Origin of the sequence: Tigheibacillus halophilus, assembly GCF_042683165.1 — a bacterium.
In the GTDB taxonomy this organism is placed as follows: domain Bacteria; phylum Bacillota; class Bacilli; order Bacillales; family Amphibacillaceae; genus Tigheibacillus; species Tigheibacillus halophilus.
Map to the genome: position 1 here is coordinate 131,521 of NZ_JBHUIZ010000012.1, position 15,481 is coordinate 147,001.

The 15,481-nt window shown below is 42.1% G+C and carries 18 protein-coding genes and 1 riboswitch; of the genes, 14 read left to right on the forward strand and 4 right to left on the reverse strand.

Features of this window, described 5'->3' with window-relative positions:
- The first annotated feature begins 129 nt into the window (after positions 1-129).
- Positions 130-312, forward strand: coding sequence for a YjzC family protein (locus ACFSMW_RS11835; protein WP_390355871.1), 183 nt, complete (start codon positions 130-132; stop codon positions 310-312).
- Positions 313-426: 114 nt separating this feature from the next.
- On the opposite strand, the gene ade is transcribed toward ACFSMW_RS11835, so the two are convergent.
- Together ade and ACFSMW_RS11845 are read right to left on the reverse strand one after the other, a co-directional pair.
- Positions 427-2,190 carry an adenine deaminase gene (ade, locus tag ACFSMW_RS11840; RefSeq protein ID WP_390355873.1) on the reverse strand — a complete coding sequence of 588 codons (1,764 nt, stop codon included), beginning with the start codon at positions 2,188-2,190 and terminating at the stop codon, positions 427-429.
- 26 nt (positions 2,191-2,216) lie between these two features.
- Complete coding sequence (locus ACFSMW_RS11845; protein WP_390355875.1) at positions 2,217-3,530, reverse strand: NCS2 family permease; 1,314 nt, start codon at positions 3,528-3,530, stop codon at positions 2,217-2,219.
- Positions 3,531-3,738: 208 nt separating this feature from the next.
- Positions 3,739-3,842, reverse strand: a riboswitch (purine riboswitch).
- 139 nt (positions 3,843-3,981) lie between these two features.
- Here ACFSMW_RS11845 and ACFSMW_RS11850 point away from each other — a divergent pair.
- Entirely contained in the window at positions 3,982-4,749 is a 768-nt protein-coding gene (locus ACFSMW_RS11850) for a MerR family transcriptional regulator (RefSeq protein WP_390355877.1), read from the forward strand.
- A gap of 195 nt (positions 4,750-4,944) precedes the next feature.
- Here ACFSMW_RS11850 and ACFSMW_RS11855 read toward each other — a convergent pair whose 3' ends face one another.
- Together ACFSMW_RS11855 and ACFSMW_RS11860 are read right to left on the reverse strand one after the other, a co-directional pair.
- Positions 4,945-5,142 (reverse strand): DUF2188 domain-containing protein, encoded by a 198-nt coding sequence (locus ACFSMW_RS11855; RefSeq protein ID WP_390355879.1) that lies wholly within the window; start codon positions 5,140-5,142, stop codon positions 4,945-4,947.
- Between the two features lie 73 nt (positions 5,143-5,215).
- Complete coding sequence (locus tag ACFSMW_RS11860; protein ID WP_390355881.1) at positions 5,216-5,947, reverse strand: YqjF family protein; 732 nt, start codon at positions 5,945-5,947, stop codon at positions 5,216-5,218.
- A 159-nt stretch (positions 5,948-6,106) separates the two neighbouring features.
- Here ACFSMW_RS11860 and ACFSMW_RS11865 point away from each other — a divergent pair, with 159 nt between their 5' ends.
- From ACFSMW_RS11865 to ACFSMW_RS11920, 12 genes are all read left to right on the forward strand, one after another.
- Positions 6,107-6,967 (forward strand): EamA family transporter, encoded by an 861-nt coding sequence (locus tag ACFSMW_RS11865; RefSeq protein ID WP_390355883.1) that lies wholly within the window; start codon positions 6,107-6,109, stop codon positions 6,965-6,967.
- Between the two features lie 244 nt (positions 6,968-7,211).
- Complete coding sequence (locus ACFSMW_RS11870; protein WP_390355885.1) at positions 7,212-7,838, forward strand: metal-dependent hydrolase; 627 nt, start codon at positions 7,212-7,214, stop codon at positions 7,836-7,838.
- 158 nt (positions 7,839-7,996) lie between these two features.
- Complete coding sequence (locus ACFSMW_RS11875; RefSeq protein WP_390355887.1) at positions 7,997-8,395, forward strand: VOC family protein; 399 nt, start codon at positions 7,997-7,999, stop codon at positions 8,393-8,395.
- Between the two features lie 45 nt (positions 8,396-8,440).
- Complete coding sequence (locus ACFSMW_RS11880; protein ID WP_390355888.1) at positions 8,441-8,755, forward strand: CHY zinc finger protein; 315 nt, start codon at positions 8,441-8,443, stop codon at positions 8,753-8,755.
- A 100-nt stretch (positions 8,756-8,855) separates the two neighbouring features.
- Positions 8,856-9,551 (forward strand): DUF4396 domain-containing protein, encoded by a 696-nt coding sequence (locus ACFSMW_RS11885; RefSeq protein ID WP_390355890.1) that lies wholly within the window; start codon positions 8,856-8,858, stop codon positions 9,549-9,551.
- 222 nt (positions 9,552-9,773) lie between these two features.
- Positions 9,774-10,373 carry a DedA family protein gene (locus ACFSMW_RS11890; RefSeq protein ID WP_390355892.1) on the forward strand — a complete coding sequence of 200 codons (600 nt, stop codon included), beginning with the start codon at positions 9,774-9,776 and terminating at the stop codon, positions 10,371-10,373.
- A 165-nt stretch (positions 10,374-10,538) separates the two neighbouring features.
- Entirely contained in the window at positions 10,539-10,805 is a 267-nt protein-coding gene (locus tag ACFSMW_RS11895) for a thioredoxin domain-containing protein (RefSeq protein ID WP_390355894.1), read from the forward strand.
- The gene (nrdD, locus tag ACFSMW_RS11900; protein ID WP_390355896.1) at positions 10,798-12,741 is read left to right on the forward strand and encodes an anaerobic ribonucleoside-triphosphate reductase; all 1,944 of its coding nucleotides are present in this window, start codon (positions 10,798-10,800) and stop codon (positions 12,739-12,741) included. The genes ACFSMW_RS11895 and nrdD overlap by 8 nt, the downstream gene beginning before the upstream one ends.
- A 30-nt stretch (positions 12,742-12,771) precedes the next feature.
- On the forward strand, positions 12,772-13,425 hold the full coding sequence (locus tag ACFSMW_RS11905) for a 4Fe-4S cluster-binding domain-containing protein (protein WP_390355898.1): 654 nt from the start codon (positions 12,772-12,774) through the stop codon (positions 13,423-13,425).
- Between the two features lie 174 nt (positions 13,426-13,599).
- Positions 13,600-13,923 carry a PadR family transcriptional regulator gene (locus tag ACFSMW_RS11910; RefSeq protein WP_390355900.1) on the forward strand — a complete coding sequence of 108 codons (324 nt, stop codon included), beginning with the start codon at positions 13,600-13,602 and terminating at the stop codon, positions 13,921-13,923.
- Positions 13,916-14,476 carry an HAAS signaling domain-containing protein gene (locus ACFSMW_RS11915; RefSeq protein ID WP_390355902.1) on the forward strand — a complete coding sequence of 187 codons (561 nt, stop codon included), beginning with the start codon at positions 13,916-13,918 and terminating at the stop codon, positions 14,474-14,476. The genes ACFSMW_RS11910 and ACFSMW_RS11915 overlap by 8 nt, the downstream gene beginning before the upstream one ends.
- Positions 14,469-15,383 (forward strand): DUF4097 family beta strand repeat-containing protein, encoded by a 915-nt coding sequence (locus tag ACFSMW_RS11920; RefSeq protein WP_390355904.1) that lies wholly within the window; start codon positions 14,469-14,471, stop codon positions 15,381-15,383. The genes ACFSMW_RS11915 and ACFSMW_RS11920 overlap by 8 nt, the downstream gene beginning before the upstream one ends.
- Positions 15,384-15,481: the final 98 nt, after the last annotated feature.

Below are 15,481 nucleotides of genomic sequence, written 5' to 3' on the forward strand. Positions count from 1 at the left end.
CTTTTTGACGCTGATGAAATATCTGATGTTTCGTGTTTATTTTGCTTTCTTTCGGGAATCCACTAAATAGAAAAGAAGAGACAGGCTTTCATATACCTCTTCTTTTCAATATACTTGGAGGTGAGAATGATGGCAAAAGAAACTTACAAAACAGGAGAAAAGGCTCCAGAGAATGGAACTTTCAAGGTGGATAGCTTGGTAAGCGGAAGTTCATCTTCTCAAGACAACACGGAGATTCAAGTAGAAAAAGGGGAGCAGTTCCCTCCTTCACCGTCCAGCAATGAGGCGGCTAACTGGGTAAAAGTCTCTTAAGTCCTATGGACCCGGAAATTTAAAAGAAAACAATATTTTAAGTGTAACGCAAAGAACAGCCTTATCGAAATTTTCACCCTCGATAAGGCTGTTTTGTATTAAAATCAAGCTGCATCAGTTTTGGAACAGCGGGATAAGCTCTTGTTTGCCGACATCTACTAACCCTAAATCGCTTATTCGAACCTCAGGGATGACAGTCAATGTTAGGGAGGAGAGCGCCATAGACGGTGATCGTCTGCCGACTTTTACTCCCAGGTTTCTCGCTACGCGGTTGAACGTTTCAACTCTGGGTCCCAATTCTTCAATAGGTTCTGCCGCCATCAGGCCAGCAATCGGAAGATCCACCTGAGCCATTTTTTCTCCATCTTGCACAATACACAAGCCGCCGCCGGATGCTTTCAGATTTTGTGCAGCAAGCAGCATATCTCGCGCGTTTTTTCCAGCCACTACCAAATTATGGCTGTCATGGGCGACAGTCGTGGCATAGGCACCGGCATGCAGACCAGCATTTTTTAATATGCCGACAAAAGGTTTGCGGTTTTGTCCATGGCGGCCAACAACAGCAGCAAATACATAGTCCTCCGGCAGTTCGGTAATTTTCCCGTCAGTGACTTCCAATTGCAATGTTCCTAATTTTGTCGTTCCGATCTCTGTCATTTCCATTGTGTGAATGGTGACCATTCCATGCTGGACCGGGGCATGAACCGCGAAATCCTGTTCAGTCAAGCTAGGAATCATCACAGTGTTTTTGCCGATGGGAGGTATACTGCTACGAATATCAACAAGGATTTCCTTATTTTTGACCATATGTTTTCCCTGTACAAAAACGTCCGCTACGTCCATAGTCTCTAAGGAATCTACTAATGAAAAATCAGCCAAATATCCTGCTGTTATGGCACCGCGGTCCCTTAGGCCGTAACGGATAGCCCCATTTAGAGAAGCGAAGCGGATGGCAAGCGGAGCAGGAATTCCTTCCTCGATACAGCGTCGTACGACCCGATTCATTTGTCCGTTATGAAGCATATCATTCGGCTCTACATCATCTGTACACATGGCAATATTTGCGGCATAAGGCAGCTCCTGCCAAGCTTTTGCAGCGATATCCGCAAATTGGCTCACACTGGATTCACGAATATAAATCAGCATACCAGCACGCAGCTTTTCGATAATTTCATTAACTGATCGGCTTTCGTGATCCGAATTGACCCCTGCAGCCAGATAAGCATGTAAATCACGGCCGGTAACGCGCGGTAAATGGCCTTCATTCAGAACCTGGAGGTCCAATCCTTTTTGAACAATTCCAGCCATTCTTGGGCTTTGCTTGATGACACCGACATAGTCCATCAATTCAGCAATACCAACTACCTCTGGGAGCTGAAGCAGTTTTTCAATTTCTTCAGCTCCAAAGACCGCGCCAGAGGTTTCCAAGCCGGGAACTGCCGGTACGGAAGAAGGCACCGTGGTCAGGATATGAACAGGGAGCCCTTTGCTGGCCTGGACCATGTATTCCACACCTTCCATCCCTAGAACATTTCCAATCTCATGCGGATCAATAACCGCGGCGGTTGTTCCATTACGCAATAATGCCCTTGCAAACATATCAGGAGTGACCATGGTGCTTTCAATATGGACATGACAGTCAATGAATCCGGGAACTGCAAATTTTTCTTTCGCGTCAATTTGTACTTTCCCTTGCATTTCAAATGCAGGAGATCCCTGATGATAAGGTGCAATAGCACTGAATCTGTTTTCTTTGATGCCGATATCGGCAGGATAAATTTCGGCTGTAAACACATTGACCAGATTCACATTTTTGATGATAGTATCCATGGGCTCGTCTCCGCGGGCAGCAGCAACAATATGTTGGCGTTCATACATTAAAAAAACTCCTTTTCATTTAAATTTTAGGCGAGTGAAATAAAATATGCGATAAGCGGGATGACCAAGATATACATCCCCGGATGAACTTCTTTATGTCTGCCGGATAAAGCCTTGACAACGACATAGGTGATAATGCCGGCAGCAATCCCAGTCCCGAAATTAAAGGTGAAAATGGTCATGACAATCGTCATAAATGCCGGCAGTGACTCGGTCACGTCTTCAAAATTAATGTTTCGAACGGAAGAAAGCATAGTCAGTCCAACTAGAATGAGAGCGGGAGCGGTCGCTTCAGTGGGAATAATCATAATTAATGGCGTGATGAACAAGGTTAATAGGAACAAAAAACCCGAAGAAACCGCAGTCAGTCCCGTCCGTCCCCCCGCTTCCACTCCAGCAGCGGATTCTACATAAGTTGTCATGACAGGCACGGAAAATAATGACCCAAGTACTGTGCCGCCTGCATCCACCAGGAACGGCTTATCAATATCTTTTAAGTTGCCGTTTTTATCGAGCATATTTCCCTTGCTAGCCACACCAAGCATTGTCCCAAGACTTGAAAAGAAGTCAGGAACAAAAAATGCGAGCAAAAATGGGAAATACGACCATTTTAAAGCTTCTATGATGTCAAGCTGAAAGAAAGCCGGACTGATACTTTCTGGCAGTGAAAAGATAGCGTTGGGAAGCTTGGTAACTCCCATCGGAATACCAACCAGTGTGACAATGACAATACCGATAAGCAAATGGCCCTTTACTTTTCTGGCAAGCAACACGCTCATGATGAAGAAGCCCAGTAATGCCAAAAGTGTATTTGGCGAGCCAATATCGCCTAATTGCAAAGAATTTGCTTTTTCACTGGCTTGAATCAAACCAGCATTCCTAAAGCCGACTAAAGCGATGAATAGTCCTACGCCTGCTCCAATCGATAATTTAATGGCAGGCGGGACAAGTCGGACAATCAGCTTTCTTAGCCCCAAGACGGTAAATAGGACGAAAAGCAAACCGGATATGAAAACCATTCCCATGCCAACCTGCCAAGGGATATCCTCTGCTACAACGAGTGTAACAGTCAAAAATGCAACAGAACCAAGACCTGGCGCTAAAACAAATGGACGGTTACTATAAATTCCCATGATGATAGATATAACGCCAGTCATGATGATTACTGTTACTGTAGCTGTCCCTTTTGGGATACCAGCACTAGCCAGCATGCCTGGAACGACAATGAGTACATAGAGCATAGTCATGAAAATTGTCAGGCCAGCGCTGAATTCTGTTCTTACATTCGTATTGTTGCTTGATAGGCGGAACATTTTTTCAAGCAGATTAGATTTACGCATGAAGTGAAGACCTCCTTGATGCTATTAAATGTGTAATACTAATCTTGTAATGCAATCCTCCCCGCGTGAAAATTTACCCGATGAGCCATTTCACTAAAAAAGGTCTGGAGGGTAGAAAAAAATGTCTACCTTCCAGACCTATAAAAGTTAAAGTATCCAATACTATAATTCCCGAATTAACATTCAATTTCGAAAATGAAGCATGGCCATGACTTATACTTTAACCCGTAGTCTGGTTCTTTTTCCGGGAACCAGGTAGAGACGCTCGGACCTTATTACCAAGCATATACGAGTACTCACTATGAAGATTAATATGGAGATAGTATAGCATAAGAAAAAAGCGTTTGTCACTTCCGGTTTTCGACTGGTCTCCTGTAAAAACATGAAACTATCCCTTGACCTTTACGTTGCGTAAAGGTTTATGCTATATATTGTCAAGGAGGTCGATGTTGTGGAGTATACAGTCAATAAATTGGCAAAAATGTCCGGCGTAAGCGGCCGCACCCTGAGATACTATGATCAAATCGGATTGCTGAAGCCGGCTAGAATCAGTTCATCCGGATACCGTATCTATGGGGAAAAAGAGGTAGATCTGCTGCAGCAGATATTATTTTATCGGGAGATGGAGATTAGTTTGGAAGAAATAACGAGCATTCTCCATGATCCGGATTTTAACCGAATGGCCGCTTTGAAAAAGCATTATCATTCCCTGCAGAAAAAACGCGCCCGCCTTGACAGACTTATGGCTACTGTTGAAAAAACAATTGTCAATGCAGAGGAGGGAGCATTCATGCAAGATGAAGAAAAATTCGCTGGGTTCAAGGAAAAACTGATTGAGGAAAATGATCAGCAGTATGGCAAAGAGATCCGTGAAAAATACGGAGAAGAAACCATTCATGCCAGTAACGAAAAATTAAGAGGACTATCGCAGGAGAAGTTTCAGGCAATGACCGCTTTGGAAGAAGAAATATTTGAGCTCCTGGAAAAAGCAGCCGCTATAGGGGACCCGGCATCTGAAGCAGCACAAGAACTAGCGGAAAAACACAAACGCTGGCTGATGTTCACCTGGCTGAATTATACGAAAGAAGCGCATGCTGGTTTAGCCAAAATGTACGTATCTGATGAGCGATTCGCTGCCTATTATGATAAAAGGGTTAAAAATGGAGCGAAAATATTGCGAGATGCGATATGGTATTACACAGGCAATCCCCATGCGTAAAGGATCACCTGGCTAAAGTGTAGACTGAACTGTGTAAATAAGAGTGCGTACGGCTCTTACCTCGCAGTTCTTTTTTAATGCCTCCTAATGAGAGGAGGCATGCCAGAACAGAGGAGTCATGCGAAGAACCCCCACCTCTCAAAGGCAAAAAAGAGAGACAGCCTGTAAGACTGCCTCCTTTTTAATCCTGTTATTTTAAAAACGTTTTTCCTCACGTATTTCATTTTCCACATCTAAAATTTTGACTATGCTTGGGCTATTTTCTTTTGCCATTTTTTCAGCAGCATCGATTGCTTCTTCTTCAGATTCATATTGCTTTTCAGGAGCAACATCTTCTAATTTCACTAACCATCCAGTTTTTTCGGGGTTAGGTGCCACACTGTACATATTCATATAAAAAACACTCCTCACTATCTCGTTGTTTATTTTTATGTTCCCGACTGTATGAAACTCAAACGTGTACGATTTATAGTTTAGTAAGCATCCACATGAAGGCCTGCTTTTTATGGGAATAGTGGAATACAGGCGATTGGACGGCAGCATCGTTCAAATGAGAGGGAAATGACTCAATAAATACTTTTGCTTGCTTGATTCGCCAAGGGGTGTGATGGATATCCCCGCGATAAATCTTCTTTTTTCTTACTGTGAAGAAACAATAACGTTCTAAGAGCCAATGTTCCAGACTCCCTGCCAACGGGGTATAGCTTTGTGAAACTGGTTGGTAGTGCAGCTTCAGATTTCCTTCCATCCAGTCAGGACCACATGGTTCACTTTCGAAATAAACGGAATGCCCTTTTTTGACCATTTTTATTTCTGCTCCTTTATATGGAAGCAATGCTCCGACTCTTCCACCAAAAACAGCAAGCGATTTATCTGCATTCAGTGAGAGGAAATATATCCCGGGAACACCTTTGTATGTGACATAGGTGCGAACGTTCACTTCAAGATAAGATTGGAGATATGGAACGGGGGGCATCATCCTGAGTCGCATATTGTCTACTTGGAAAGGGATAACGCCTACCCAGCAATTTCCTTCATACGTATCGAGTTCTAATTCTGGTGGAATGTGTTTGCGTATGACAGCATACGATACCGGCCAATGACAAAAAAGCAGATCCTCCCAAGTCTGTGTCATCAACCATTTCCTGTCAGGAAGCGGGAAAGGGCGATGATGTGTATCTGAAAATGCTTTATGCAACATGTTCCCTCCTTCAAATGATGTATAGTATTAGTATTTGCCAAACAAAGCTATACTTATTTCTTTTTTAAATGAATCATTCGAATCCCATGTACTGTTGGAAAATTTAGTGTATAATTTCCAATTAATAATAAGAGGGAAAGGGAGGGAAGATTTTTTATGTCAGCACTTGCCCTATCACTTATCGTTATGTCGGCATTCATGCATGCAACTTGGAATTATCTCGCAAAACGATCGGCGGGCGGTTTTGCTTTTGTTTGGCTGTATATGTCAGTCAGTACCGTCATTTTTGCACCCTTCGTCATTGGTTTGTTTTTCTTGCAAAGCATCTCTTTTGGCTGGATGGAGCTGGCTTTTATTGCAGGCAGTGCCCTGATTCATGTGGTTTATGCCTTGATGCTGCAAAAGGGATACAAGATTGGTGATTTTTCCCTGGTCTATCCTGTTGCGCGCGGTATAGGACCAGCCATTGTAGCTATCTCAGCTGTCTTTTTATTTCATGAAACATTATCGCTCATTTCCATTATTGGCATCATATTGATTATCGGCAGTATTTTCGTGATTTCTGGAGGGCTGCAAGCCATCCGGGGAGCAGATACATTGTTTCCATTACTATATGGGTTGATGATTGGTTGTCTGATTGCTGCTTACACTTTATTGGATAAAGCTGCAGTGGGTTTCGCGCTCATGCCCCCGCTGCTCTTAAATTACGGCACCATTGTCGGTCAGGTGCTAATGCTTACTCCCAAGGCTTTGCGGAATGTTGACCAGGTTAAAAGTGATTGGAAGGAGCATCGCAAAGAGGCGATCGGTATCGGTATTTTAAATCCGCTGGCGTATATACTGGTATTGACGGCGATGACATTCACTCAGGTCAGTCATGTCGCGCCTGTAAGGGAATTGAGTATCCTGATAGGAACTGTGATGGGCGCAAAAATGCTTTCTGAGGGTCTGGGATACCGCAGAATTGTTGCAGCTGCGACGATGGTCCTTGGTATCATTGTCATTACACTGTCGTAAGATAGAAGATCAGACTCGGGTTTTCTTCTGACTGGAAAAGAAAAAATAAAAGGGGCTGCTTGAATGTGAGCAGCCTTTTTTATATTGATGGGAAATTGTACTATCTTTATAAAAAGTGATATATTATTCTAGTTGACTGTATGTAATGATGGATTCAAAAAATAATGTTGTTTTACTAAAAAATGACCTCAAGGCAGAGAAGCAGGCGAAACGAATAGCTTGATGTTAAAAGGAGGTTGCCCAAATGAGAGGATCCGCGCATGCGGTACTTGGCGCAGCAGCCGGTTTTATCGTGGCGCAAAAAGTAGGTGCTAATCCTGAAGATGTACTTTTTCTGACAGGAGCCGGCGTGGTTTCCGGGTTAATTCCGGATTTGGATACTGGCGGAAAACTGGCCAACCGTATTTCTGTTTCAAATAAATATTTGAATGCAGCAGTAAGACTGATTGGTATCTTGCTAGGCTGCTACGCTTATTTTTTTGCCTCAGGCATGGATGAATACATCAGTTTTATTGGCGCGTTCATCCTGTTGTTTGTATTGCCGCAGTTTTCAAAGAAGTTCATGCTGCTGCTTTCCGGTGTTGTTATTGCTGTTGCGGGATACGTTTTAATGACTATATGGATCCAGTTGATCGGTGTGTATGTGATGGCCGCTTCGCTGCTTGCTCACCGGTCTTATACGCATTCCCTGCTGGGATTGGCTTTTTACGGGGTGATTTCATATCATTTTGCAGCGGATTTTCCGATCAATGGTCTGTTTACAGCCTGCGTCTTTGGGTATATCAGCCATTTGATTGCCGATATGCGCTTCATCCCCGGAAATAAAAAAGGCATTAAACTATTTTTACCATATAAGGGAATAGAACTATAAGGCACCCGAATGCAGTGCACCTTCTAATAATTAGGGGCACTGCAAAATGGGTGTCTTTTAATTACTGCCGCCGGCTTTTCAAAATTACGATATTCCTATTCAAGTTAACTGAAAATATGTTAAACTTATTGAAAATATAGCTCAAACGGAGGAATGAAATGATGAAACAGCTTATACCGCATCTCACCATGAAAAATTGTGAACAGACCATCAATTATTATCAGGAAGTGTTTGGTGGGGAAATTAAGAATGTGCAACTGGCTGATGGGAATGAAATGTTTAAGGGGCATGAGGGGAAATATATTCATAGTGAATTGCACATTAACGAAAATTGCGTTATGTATATGAATGATACTTTCCATGGTGATGTGCAACATGGCAATGCTATTCAGCTATCTCTTGATTTGGAATCAGAAGAGGAAATTGATCGTATTTATCATGTTCTGTCCGCAAGCGGCACGGTAAAAATGGAGCTGCAGGACACGTTTTGGAATGCAAGATATGCAGTTGTAACTGACAAACACGGTATCACATGGGAATTGAATGTTTCGAAATAACCTTGTGTATTTATCGCAAGAACATTGCGCGCGAGGGGGATAACGATGCCAAACGTTTATGGACCGACGGTGGATGAACAGACACGCTGCATCCATTACCATGGACCTACAGACATTATTGCTATCAAATTTCATTGCTGCGGCAAATACTATCCATGCTATCAATGTCACCATGCATGCGAAGAGCATGAAATTTCCGTTTGGAATAAAGCAGCATTCCATCAATATGCTATACTGTGCGGGGTTTGTGGGGAAGAGCTTACGATAAATGAATATTTACATACAAAGCAATGTATTCATTGTCGCGCACCGTTCAATGTGGGCTGTAAAATGCATTATCATATCTACTTTGAGCTCTAAATGCCAGGAATATATCCATGCAAGGAGCGCTCTCCTTTATTTTTTGTTTAAAAATTACGTTACGGGGGTATCGTAAAAGCAGATTACTTAACGTAAGGAAGTGATTTGTTTGGATCGTCTGGAAATGGTTTCGTGGATTGCTATTTTAATTGGCGGGATGCAAGTAATCGCCATTTTAATTGATTTGAGCAGACACCCCCAAAGAATGATGCCTATTATGAATATCGTTTGGCCATTGACAGGTTTATATTTTCCTATCATCGGCATTGCTGCATATTACAAGCTGGGAAGGGATACTGGTGCCCCCCATGAACATATGGAGCATGAGGATATGCACCACCATCGTGACAAACCATTTTGGCAAAGCGTGTTCGTTTCCACGACCCATTGCAGCAGCGGCTGCTCTCTTGGTGACATGATCGGTGCGCCGATTGTATTTTTTACCGGTTTCACTATTGCGGGAAGTATGCTGCTTGCCGAATATGCAGTCGAATTTGTGATTGCATACGTGCTTGGCATCGCATTTCAATATTATGGGATGGGATTCAAAAAACATTCTCAACCAGCAAAAAGGATCAAGAATGCTATCAAGGCGGATACATTGTCTTTGATCGCTTTTGAAATCGGTATGTTCGGCTGGATGGCATTGGCACATCTTGTTTTTTTTACAGAAGCTCCTGGCCCGGGTACGGCCACATTCTGGTTTATGATGCAGCTGGCCATGATGCTAGGTTTCCTGACCAGCTATCCAGCCAACTGGTTGCTGGTGAAAAAAGGTATGAAGCATGCGATGTAGACAAAAGCATATAATATGAATGATTACAGTGCCGGCCAATCAAGGTCCGGCGCTGTTTACGTGTATATGTTTGCCGGGATTAGTGAAGGATTGGGAATCCGGAGCCGTGAATTTCATCATAACCTGCAGAATCAGTGGCAATAATAGAGTAATGAATACGACTTTTACAAGTTTATGCAATATTGGTATTCTAATAGAAAGCAGTGGACGGGGAGACGCTAGATGGATCAAATTATCAGCTGGTTTGCAGATTATGGATATAGCATTTTGTTTTTTGGATTATTGCTCGAGTTTCTATTCCTGCCTTTTCCTGGTGGTACAGTCATGGGTTTTTCGGGTGTGCTGGCTCATAAAGATGAACTGATATATGGACTATGTGTGCTGTGCGCCGGGATGGGTGCATCCACCGGAATGACGATAACCTATTTTATTGGCGCGAAACTAGGTGCACCATTTTTTGAAAAGTACGGATCACGTTTTTTGATGGGGCCAAAACGCTGGCAAGTTGTCCAAAAATGGTTTCAACGATTTGGTAATAAAATAGTCTTTATCTCTTTTTTTGTTCCGGGAATCCGACATTTTACCGGCTATTTTATGGGGATTGTTCAAATGAAAGCGAAAACGTTCGTCCTTTATACAATCGGGGGAGCCTTTTTGTGGGCAATTGTATTTGTATCATTAGGTTACTTTTTAGGGCCGAAATGGGAACAAGCCATTACAGTATATAAAATGTATACCATACCAATAACCATTGCGGTTGTCGTGATTTTTGTACTGATTATATATTTCAGGAAATCGTTTGATGGGGTGAGAAGCAAATAGTGGATGCATGACAGCCCGGTAATTCAGTAAAGATTCAGAAGGATGACGGAGCCATTTATATGGTTCCGTTTTTAATTACATACTATATATAGTGATTATTGTCACTTTTATATTCTGTATGTTGTGTTACGGTTGGTTTTATAATACCCGAAAGGAGAAAAACTTATGAGACTGCTAAAATTCGAAACAGTATCTTGTCCAAGATGTGCACTTGTTTCCAAGTTTCTGCTGGATCATCATGTAACATTCGAATCCATAGATGCAGTGAAACAACCAGAAAAGGCAGAAGCATACCTCGTTACTTCTGTTCCAACGATGATATTATTTGCGGAGAATGGAATGGAAATCATGCGTAGTACCGGTGTAAATCCGCCGGAACTGATTCAAATGATTGAAATCATGTCACAGGAAGGGACGTTGAATCATGTTTGAAAGTACCAGGCAGATCATTCAAAAATTCACATCGGATACAAATGACAAACAGGCAGACTACCTGAAACATGAAAATAGCAATTACGTATATTCATTGCCTTTACTCCGGCACAATTTGCATAATTACGCGGAAGAGGAATTTTTATTCTCTCAGATTCTCCCTCCGAAAATAAAAGAATTGTATGATGAAGGTGTGATTTATGTCCATGACAAGCAGCTGGCACCATATTGTGTATCCATCAGCTGTATGGATATTGCTGCCAAGGGAATCCCTTCGCTGGCCAAGAACATGATTTCATCTAAACCGACAAAGCATTTGACCACACTGGTCAGACATTTTAGCAACGTAGTCACTTTGATTTCGCAACAGGTATCCGGGGCTGTCATGCTGGCACAGCTGACAACAGTTGCGGCTTCTTATTTACAAGATGAGGAAAACCACGGGGTTACATATCAAGACGCTGAGTTGCAGCAATTGTTTCAAAGTTTGGTTTGGGAGCTGAATATGCCGCTGCGATCCGGTGCACAAAGCAGCTTTTCCAATATCACTTTGGAGTTTGGCAGACCATCCGCAGAGATCAAGGAGGAATATGTAGTGATCGGGGGAGAGATCCGTATGCTGCAATATAAGGATATTCCTACTGTCTATTTTGACAGGATCAACCAGGCGATCATCCAAGTCATGAGCCATGGTACTGGAAATGGGGGCATCCCGTTTACGTTTCCGTTGCTGACTGTGCAGATTGATGACCAATTCAACTATAGGAATCCGCAGTTTCTGGAACTTCTTGACAAAATGTATCAGTGGGGCGGTGTTTATTTTGAAAACTTTAAAACCAAGCCGTTTGAGGATGAATATTACAGGAAACTGAATCCACTTATCCAGACAAAGGATCCTGAAGTGAGCCGAAGCCTGTGCTGCAGACTGCAAATCAATCTGGAAACCTTATCTAAAGCTGGCGGGGGTATTTTTGGCTCTTCAACAGGTTCTACCGGGGCAGTCCAGGTGTTGAACCTGAATATGAATCGCATGCTGCTGGAGTTTGCTTATGATATGGACTTGTTGAAGAGGAGAATGCGGGAGTACATGGAAATCATGCAGGAAGCACATATGGCTAAACGCAGTTGGATCGAGAGAAACAAAGCATTGTACCCGACCTTTTTTGCTTTTAACGATACACTCAAAAACTATTTTAATGTGTTTGCTGTAACAGGTATGCATGAAGGGTTAATCAATGCGGGATTTGCCGGCGGGATAAAAGATGAGGCCGGCAAACTGCTTGCGCATGAATTGATGCAGTATATGACCGAAATTATCAACGAATTTATTGTCAGGGACAAAGTCGCCTGCGGAATTGAGTATGCACCGGCGGAAAATGCCGCGATAAAATTGGCACGTCATGACGTCAAATGGGCAGCCAAAAACGACCGTGATATTTTTGTACAAGGAGAGGGGGAGAACCCATACTTGACAAGCGGCTGTATGACACCATTTTCCGAGGAAGATTTTTTGGAACAGCTGGAAAACAGCGCTGAATTTCAAGGATATGCAACCTCTGGCAGTGTATTGCATCATTTTTTGGAATCGAAGGTTTCTCCGAAGTATCTGGCTGATTATTTGGACCGTATTTTCGAAAAACCAATCAATTATATTACATTGACACCAACCATCACATCCTGCATGTCATGCGGACAAAAAATCGTTGCTGAAGATGCGAAAAATATCCACCACTGCCCGACTTGCGGTTCGGAAGATATTGCCACTTTCAGCAGAGTCATCGGATATTTAAAGATGATTGCCCGCAGTAATATTCATATTGATGACAAAGGATACTATAAAGGTAAATATAATTTTTGGTCCAAAGCTCGAAGGCATGACTGGAATGTAAGGAATCGTGTCGATGAAAAAACGTTAAGGGAGGTAGTTCGTCAATAGAGAGTTCCACTTCTTATTTGACGGCTTGTGATGAATTTTTATAGCAATTTTATACGAACATTTACCGATCTTCCGAACCATACGACCCTGCTGGTACATTCCCTGGCCGGCTGTCCGTTTCACTGCTTTGGCTGCCATAATTATGAAGAAATCGTTGCTGGAACGCCTGCAGTATATAAGACAAGTGAAGACTTGTTCTCTTATTTGGAGAAAAGCGGTTTCCTTTTTGATGCAATCATGTTTAGCGGCGGGGAATTTCTGATTAGTCCGCTGGATGAAATTTGTGAACTATTGCAGAAGGTACGCAGAATATTTACCGGAAAAATCATTATTACAACCAGTGGTATATACCAAAAGAAAATCGAAAAGGTATATAGCGGCAACTTGACCGATGGTGTCCATATCGATATGAAGCTTCCATATCACGTGCTTGATGTAGTAGAAGATAAACAAATATACCAAGATATAATGGGAATCACTCCAACCAAAAAAATGGTGGATAATTTACTGTGCAGCGTTGAAATGGTAATTGCTCATAATTCTATACTGGATCAAGTGCGGACAGTGAAATATCCGATTTTGGGAGACGCGTTTTTTGAAGAAATCCGTCGGTATGTCGATGAATTAAAGGCCAGATACCAGAGTAATGTGCCTTATTTTCTCAACGAATTTTTGATGGCATGACATCATGTAGACTTATTATCGCATTTGCAGAAAAATCAAGAGGGACAACCCCCATGGCTGTCTCTTTTGATCTTTTTTTGTTTAGTACCTTGCAATAAACAGTAGTGTGTGATAAATTGATGTTAATAAGTACTGTTTATTGCAAGGTAGTGTAGTCTGAAACGGGGTGAAAGGATGAATGTACAGTTCAAAAAAGGCATATTAGAAATCTGTGTACTCGTTTTACTTGATAAAAAGGATCGATATGGATATGAATTGGTACAAAAAATTTCTGAGAACGTTGAAATATCGGAAGGGTCCATTTATCCGCTTTTGAGAAGGCTGACAAAAGAGGGGTTTTTTACAACATATCTTCAGGAGTCCACAGGAGGGCCGTCCCGGAAATATTATAAGCTGACGGATACCGGACGAAAACATCTACGCGATCAAATGCAGGAGTGGAAAGAATTTTCGAGTGCAGTCAACCAATTAATTGAGGATGGTGAGAAGGGTGAATGAAGAACAGTTTTTGCAGGAACTGGGAGATGTAATCAAACATCTTCCAACCGAGGAACGACAAGATGTTTTGAGTGATTACGCGGAACACTTCACATTGGGCAGGGAAGAAGGAAAGACAGAAGAGGAAATTGCGAATTCACTTGGCTCCCCAAAGAAAATCGGCAAGGAAATATTAGCAGTTTACCAGTTAGAAATAGCCGAAGAAAAAGCTACGACAGGAAATATTTTGCGGGCGGTGTGGGCTGGAATAGGGCTAGGTTTTTTGAACTTGGTTCTTGTTTTGGGACCTTTCATTGCTTTGGCTGCTGTTGTGATATCAGGATGGGTTGTTGCGGTTTCTTTTGTTCTATCTCCATTGATGATTCCGGTGAATGCAATCTTTTACCCAGGCACTTTTGAATGGGTCGACTTGTTCTTTATGCTGGTTGCTGCAGGATTGGGAATCTTAATAGGCATCGGTATGTTTTATTTGACCAAGGGGTTTGTCTGGGTGTTCGTTCAATATTTGAAATGGAACACGAGACTTGTCAAAGGGGGGCTGACACATGCTTAATGTGAAAAAATTGGCAGTGCTAGGAATTGTCTTACTTGTGGCAGGGTTAGCTGGTATCTTTTTTACGAAGGATTCTGCGAAAAATGTAGTTAATGAAACAAGGGATTTACAGCAAAATGCATTCAACAATATCACAGTCAATACAGACAATGCTCGTGTAGATATCGTTGCAACCAAAGATGTTTCTCCTAAAGTGACATTGGAGGGAAAGCAGCCTTCTTATCATAAGCAGGATTTTTCCGTAAATACGCAAAATGGGACACTTCATATCAATCTCAAAGAAAAGAATACAAAGCTTTTCAATATTGATTTTGATTTCTTCCAGAAGCCATTGCATTTATATGTATATCTACCAGAAAAAAAATACAAGAAGCTTTATGTAAACGGAAAAAACGGCAGAATTAATATTACGAGTATACAAGCAAATGATGCGAGTGTTTCTTCAAGCAATGGACGTTTGACCTTAGACAATCTTCAAAGTCCAAAGCTCAACGCTGAAACGAATAATGGACGAATCCATGCCACGAATATTCATGCCGCTGAATTGCGGATGGCATCCGATAACGGTAATATCGAATTGGAGCGGGCAGATACAGCTGAAGCAAAAGTGGAATCAAATAATGGCAGAATCAGCTTGACAGCCGTGGAAGGAGAAATTGTCGGCAAAACAGACAATGGAAGAATTTCACTGGTAACAGATCAAATTGACCGTCCTATGGATCTTACCTCTCATAATGGCAATATCAAGATCTCCACAAAAAATAAACCTAAAAATGCGTTGTTTGATGTTGAAGTACACAATGGCAAAGCCAGCCTATATGGAAGTAACAAAAACACCCTCATCTTCGGAGAAGGAAAAAACATCATCAAACTCAGCACTCATAATGGTAAAATAACGGTGGACTGATAGGAAACAGTCCCCGCCGCTCTAGATTTTAAAGCGACGGGGCTGTCTTTTTTTATGTACCGGATTGTAACAGTCTCCTACCTGCTGGATGCTTAGCA

Coding starts and splice junctions, on each gene's coding strand:
- ACFSMW_RS11910 (WP_390355900.1), top strand. CDS start 13,600: ATGAATGTACAGTTCAAAAAAGGCATATTAGAAATCTGTGTACTCGTT.
- ade (WP_390355873.1), bottom strand. CDS start 2,190: ATGTATGAACGCCAACATATTGTTGCTGCTGCCCGCGGAGACGAGCCC.
- ACFSMW_RS11855 (WP_390355879.1), bottom strand. CDS start 5,142: ATGAATATGTACAGTGTGGCACCTAACCCCGAAAAAACTGGATGGTTA.
- ACFSMW_RS11920 (WP_390355904.1), top strand. CDS start 14,469: ATGCTTAATGTGAAAAAATTGGCAGTGCTAGGAATTGTCTTACTTGTG.
- nrdD (WP_390355896.1), top strand. CDS start 10,798: ATGTTTGAAAGTACCAGGCAGATCATTCAAAAATTCACATCGGATACA.
- ACFSMW_RS11875 (WP_390355887.1), top strand. CDS start 7,997: ATGATGAAACAGCTTATACCGCATCTCACCATGAAAAATTGTGAACAG.
- ACFSMW_RS11880 (WP_390355888.1), top strand. CDS start 8,441: ATGCCAAACGTTTATGGACCGACGGTGGATGAACAGACACGCTGCATC.
- ACFSMW_RS11835 (WP_390355871.1), top strand. CDS start 130: ATGGCAAAAGAAACTTACAAAACAGGAGAAAAGGCTCCAGAGAATGGA.
- ACFSMW_RS11895 (WP_390355894.1), top strand. CDS start 10,539: ATGAGACTGCTAAAATTCGAAACAGTATCTTGTCCAAGATGTGCACTT.
- ACFSMW_RS11865 (WP_390355883.1), top strand. CDS start 6,107: ATGTCAGCACTTGCCCTATCACTTATCGTTATGTCGGCATTCATGCAT.
- ACFSMW_RS11905 (WP_390355898.1), top strand. CDS start 12,772: ATGAATTTTTATAGCAATTTTATACGAACATTTACCGATCTTCCGAAC.
- ACFSMW_RS11870 (WP_390355885.1), top strand. CDS start 7,212: ATGAGAGGATCCGCGCATGCGGTACTTGGCGCAGCAGCCGGTTTTATC.
- ACFSMW_RS11890 (WP_390355892.1), top strand. CDS start 9,774: ATGGATCAAATTATCAGCTGGTTTGCAGATTATGGATATAGCATTTTG.
- ACFSMW_RS11845 (WP_390355875.1), bottom strand. CDS start 3,530: ATGCGTAAATCTAATCTGCTTGAAAAAATGTTCCGCCTATCAAGCAAC.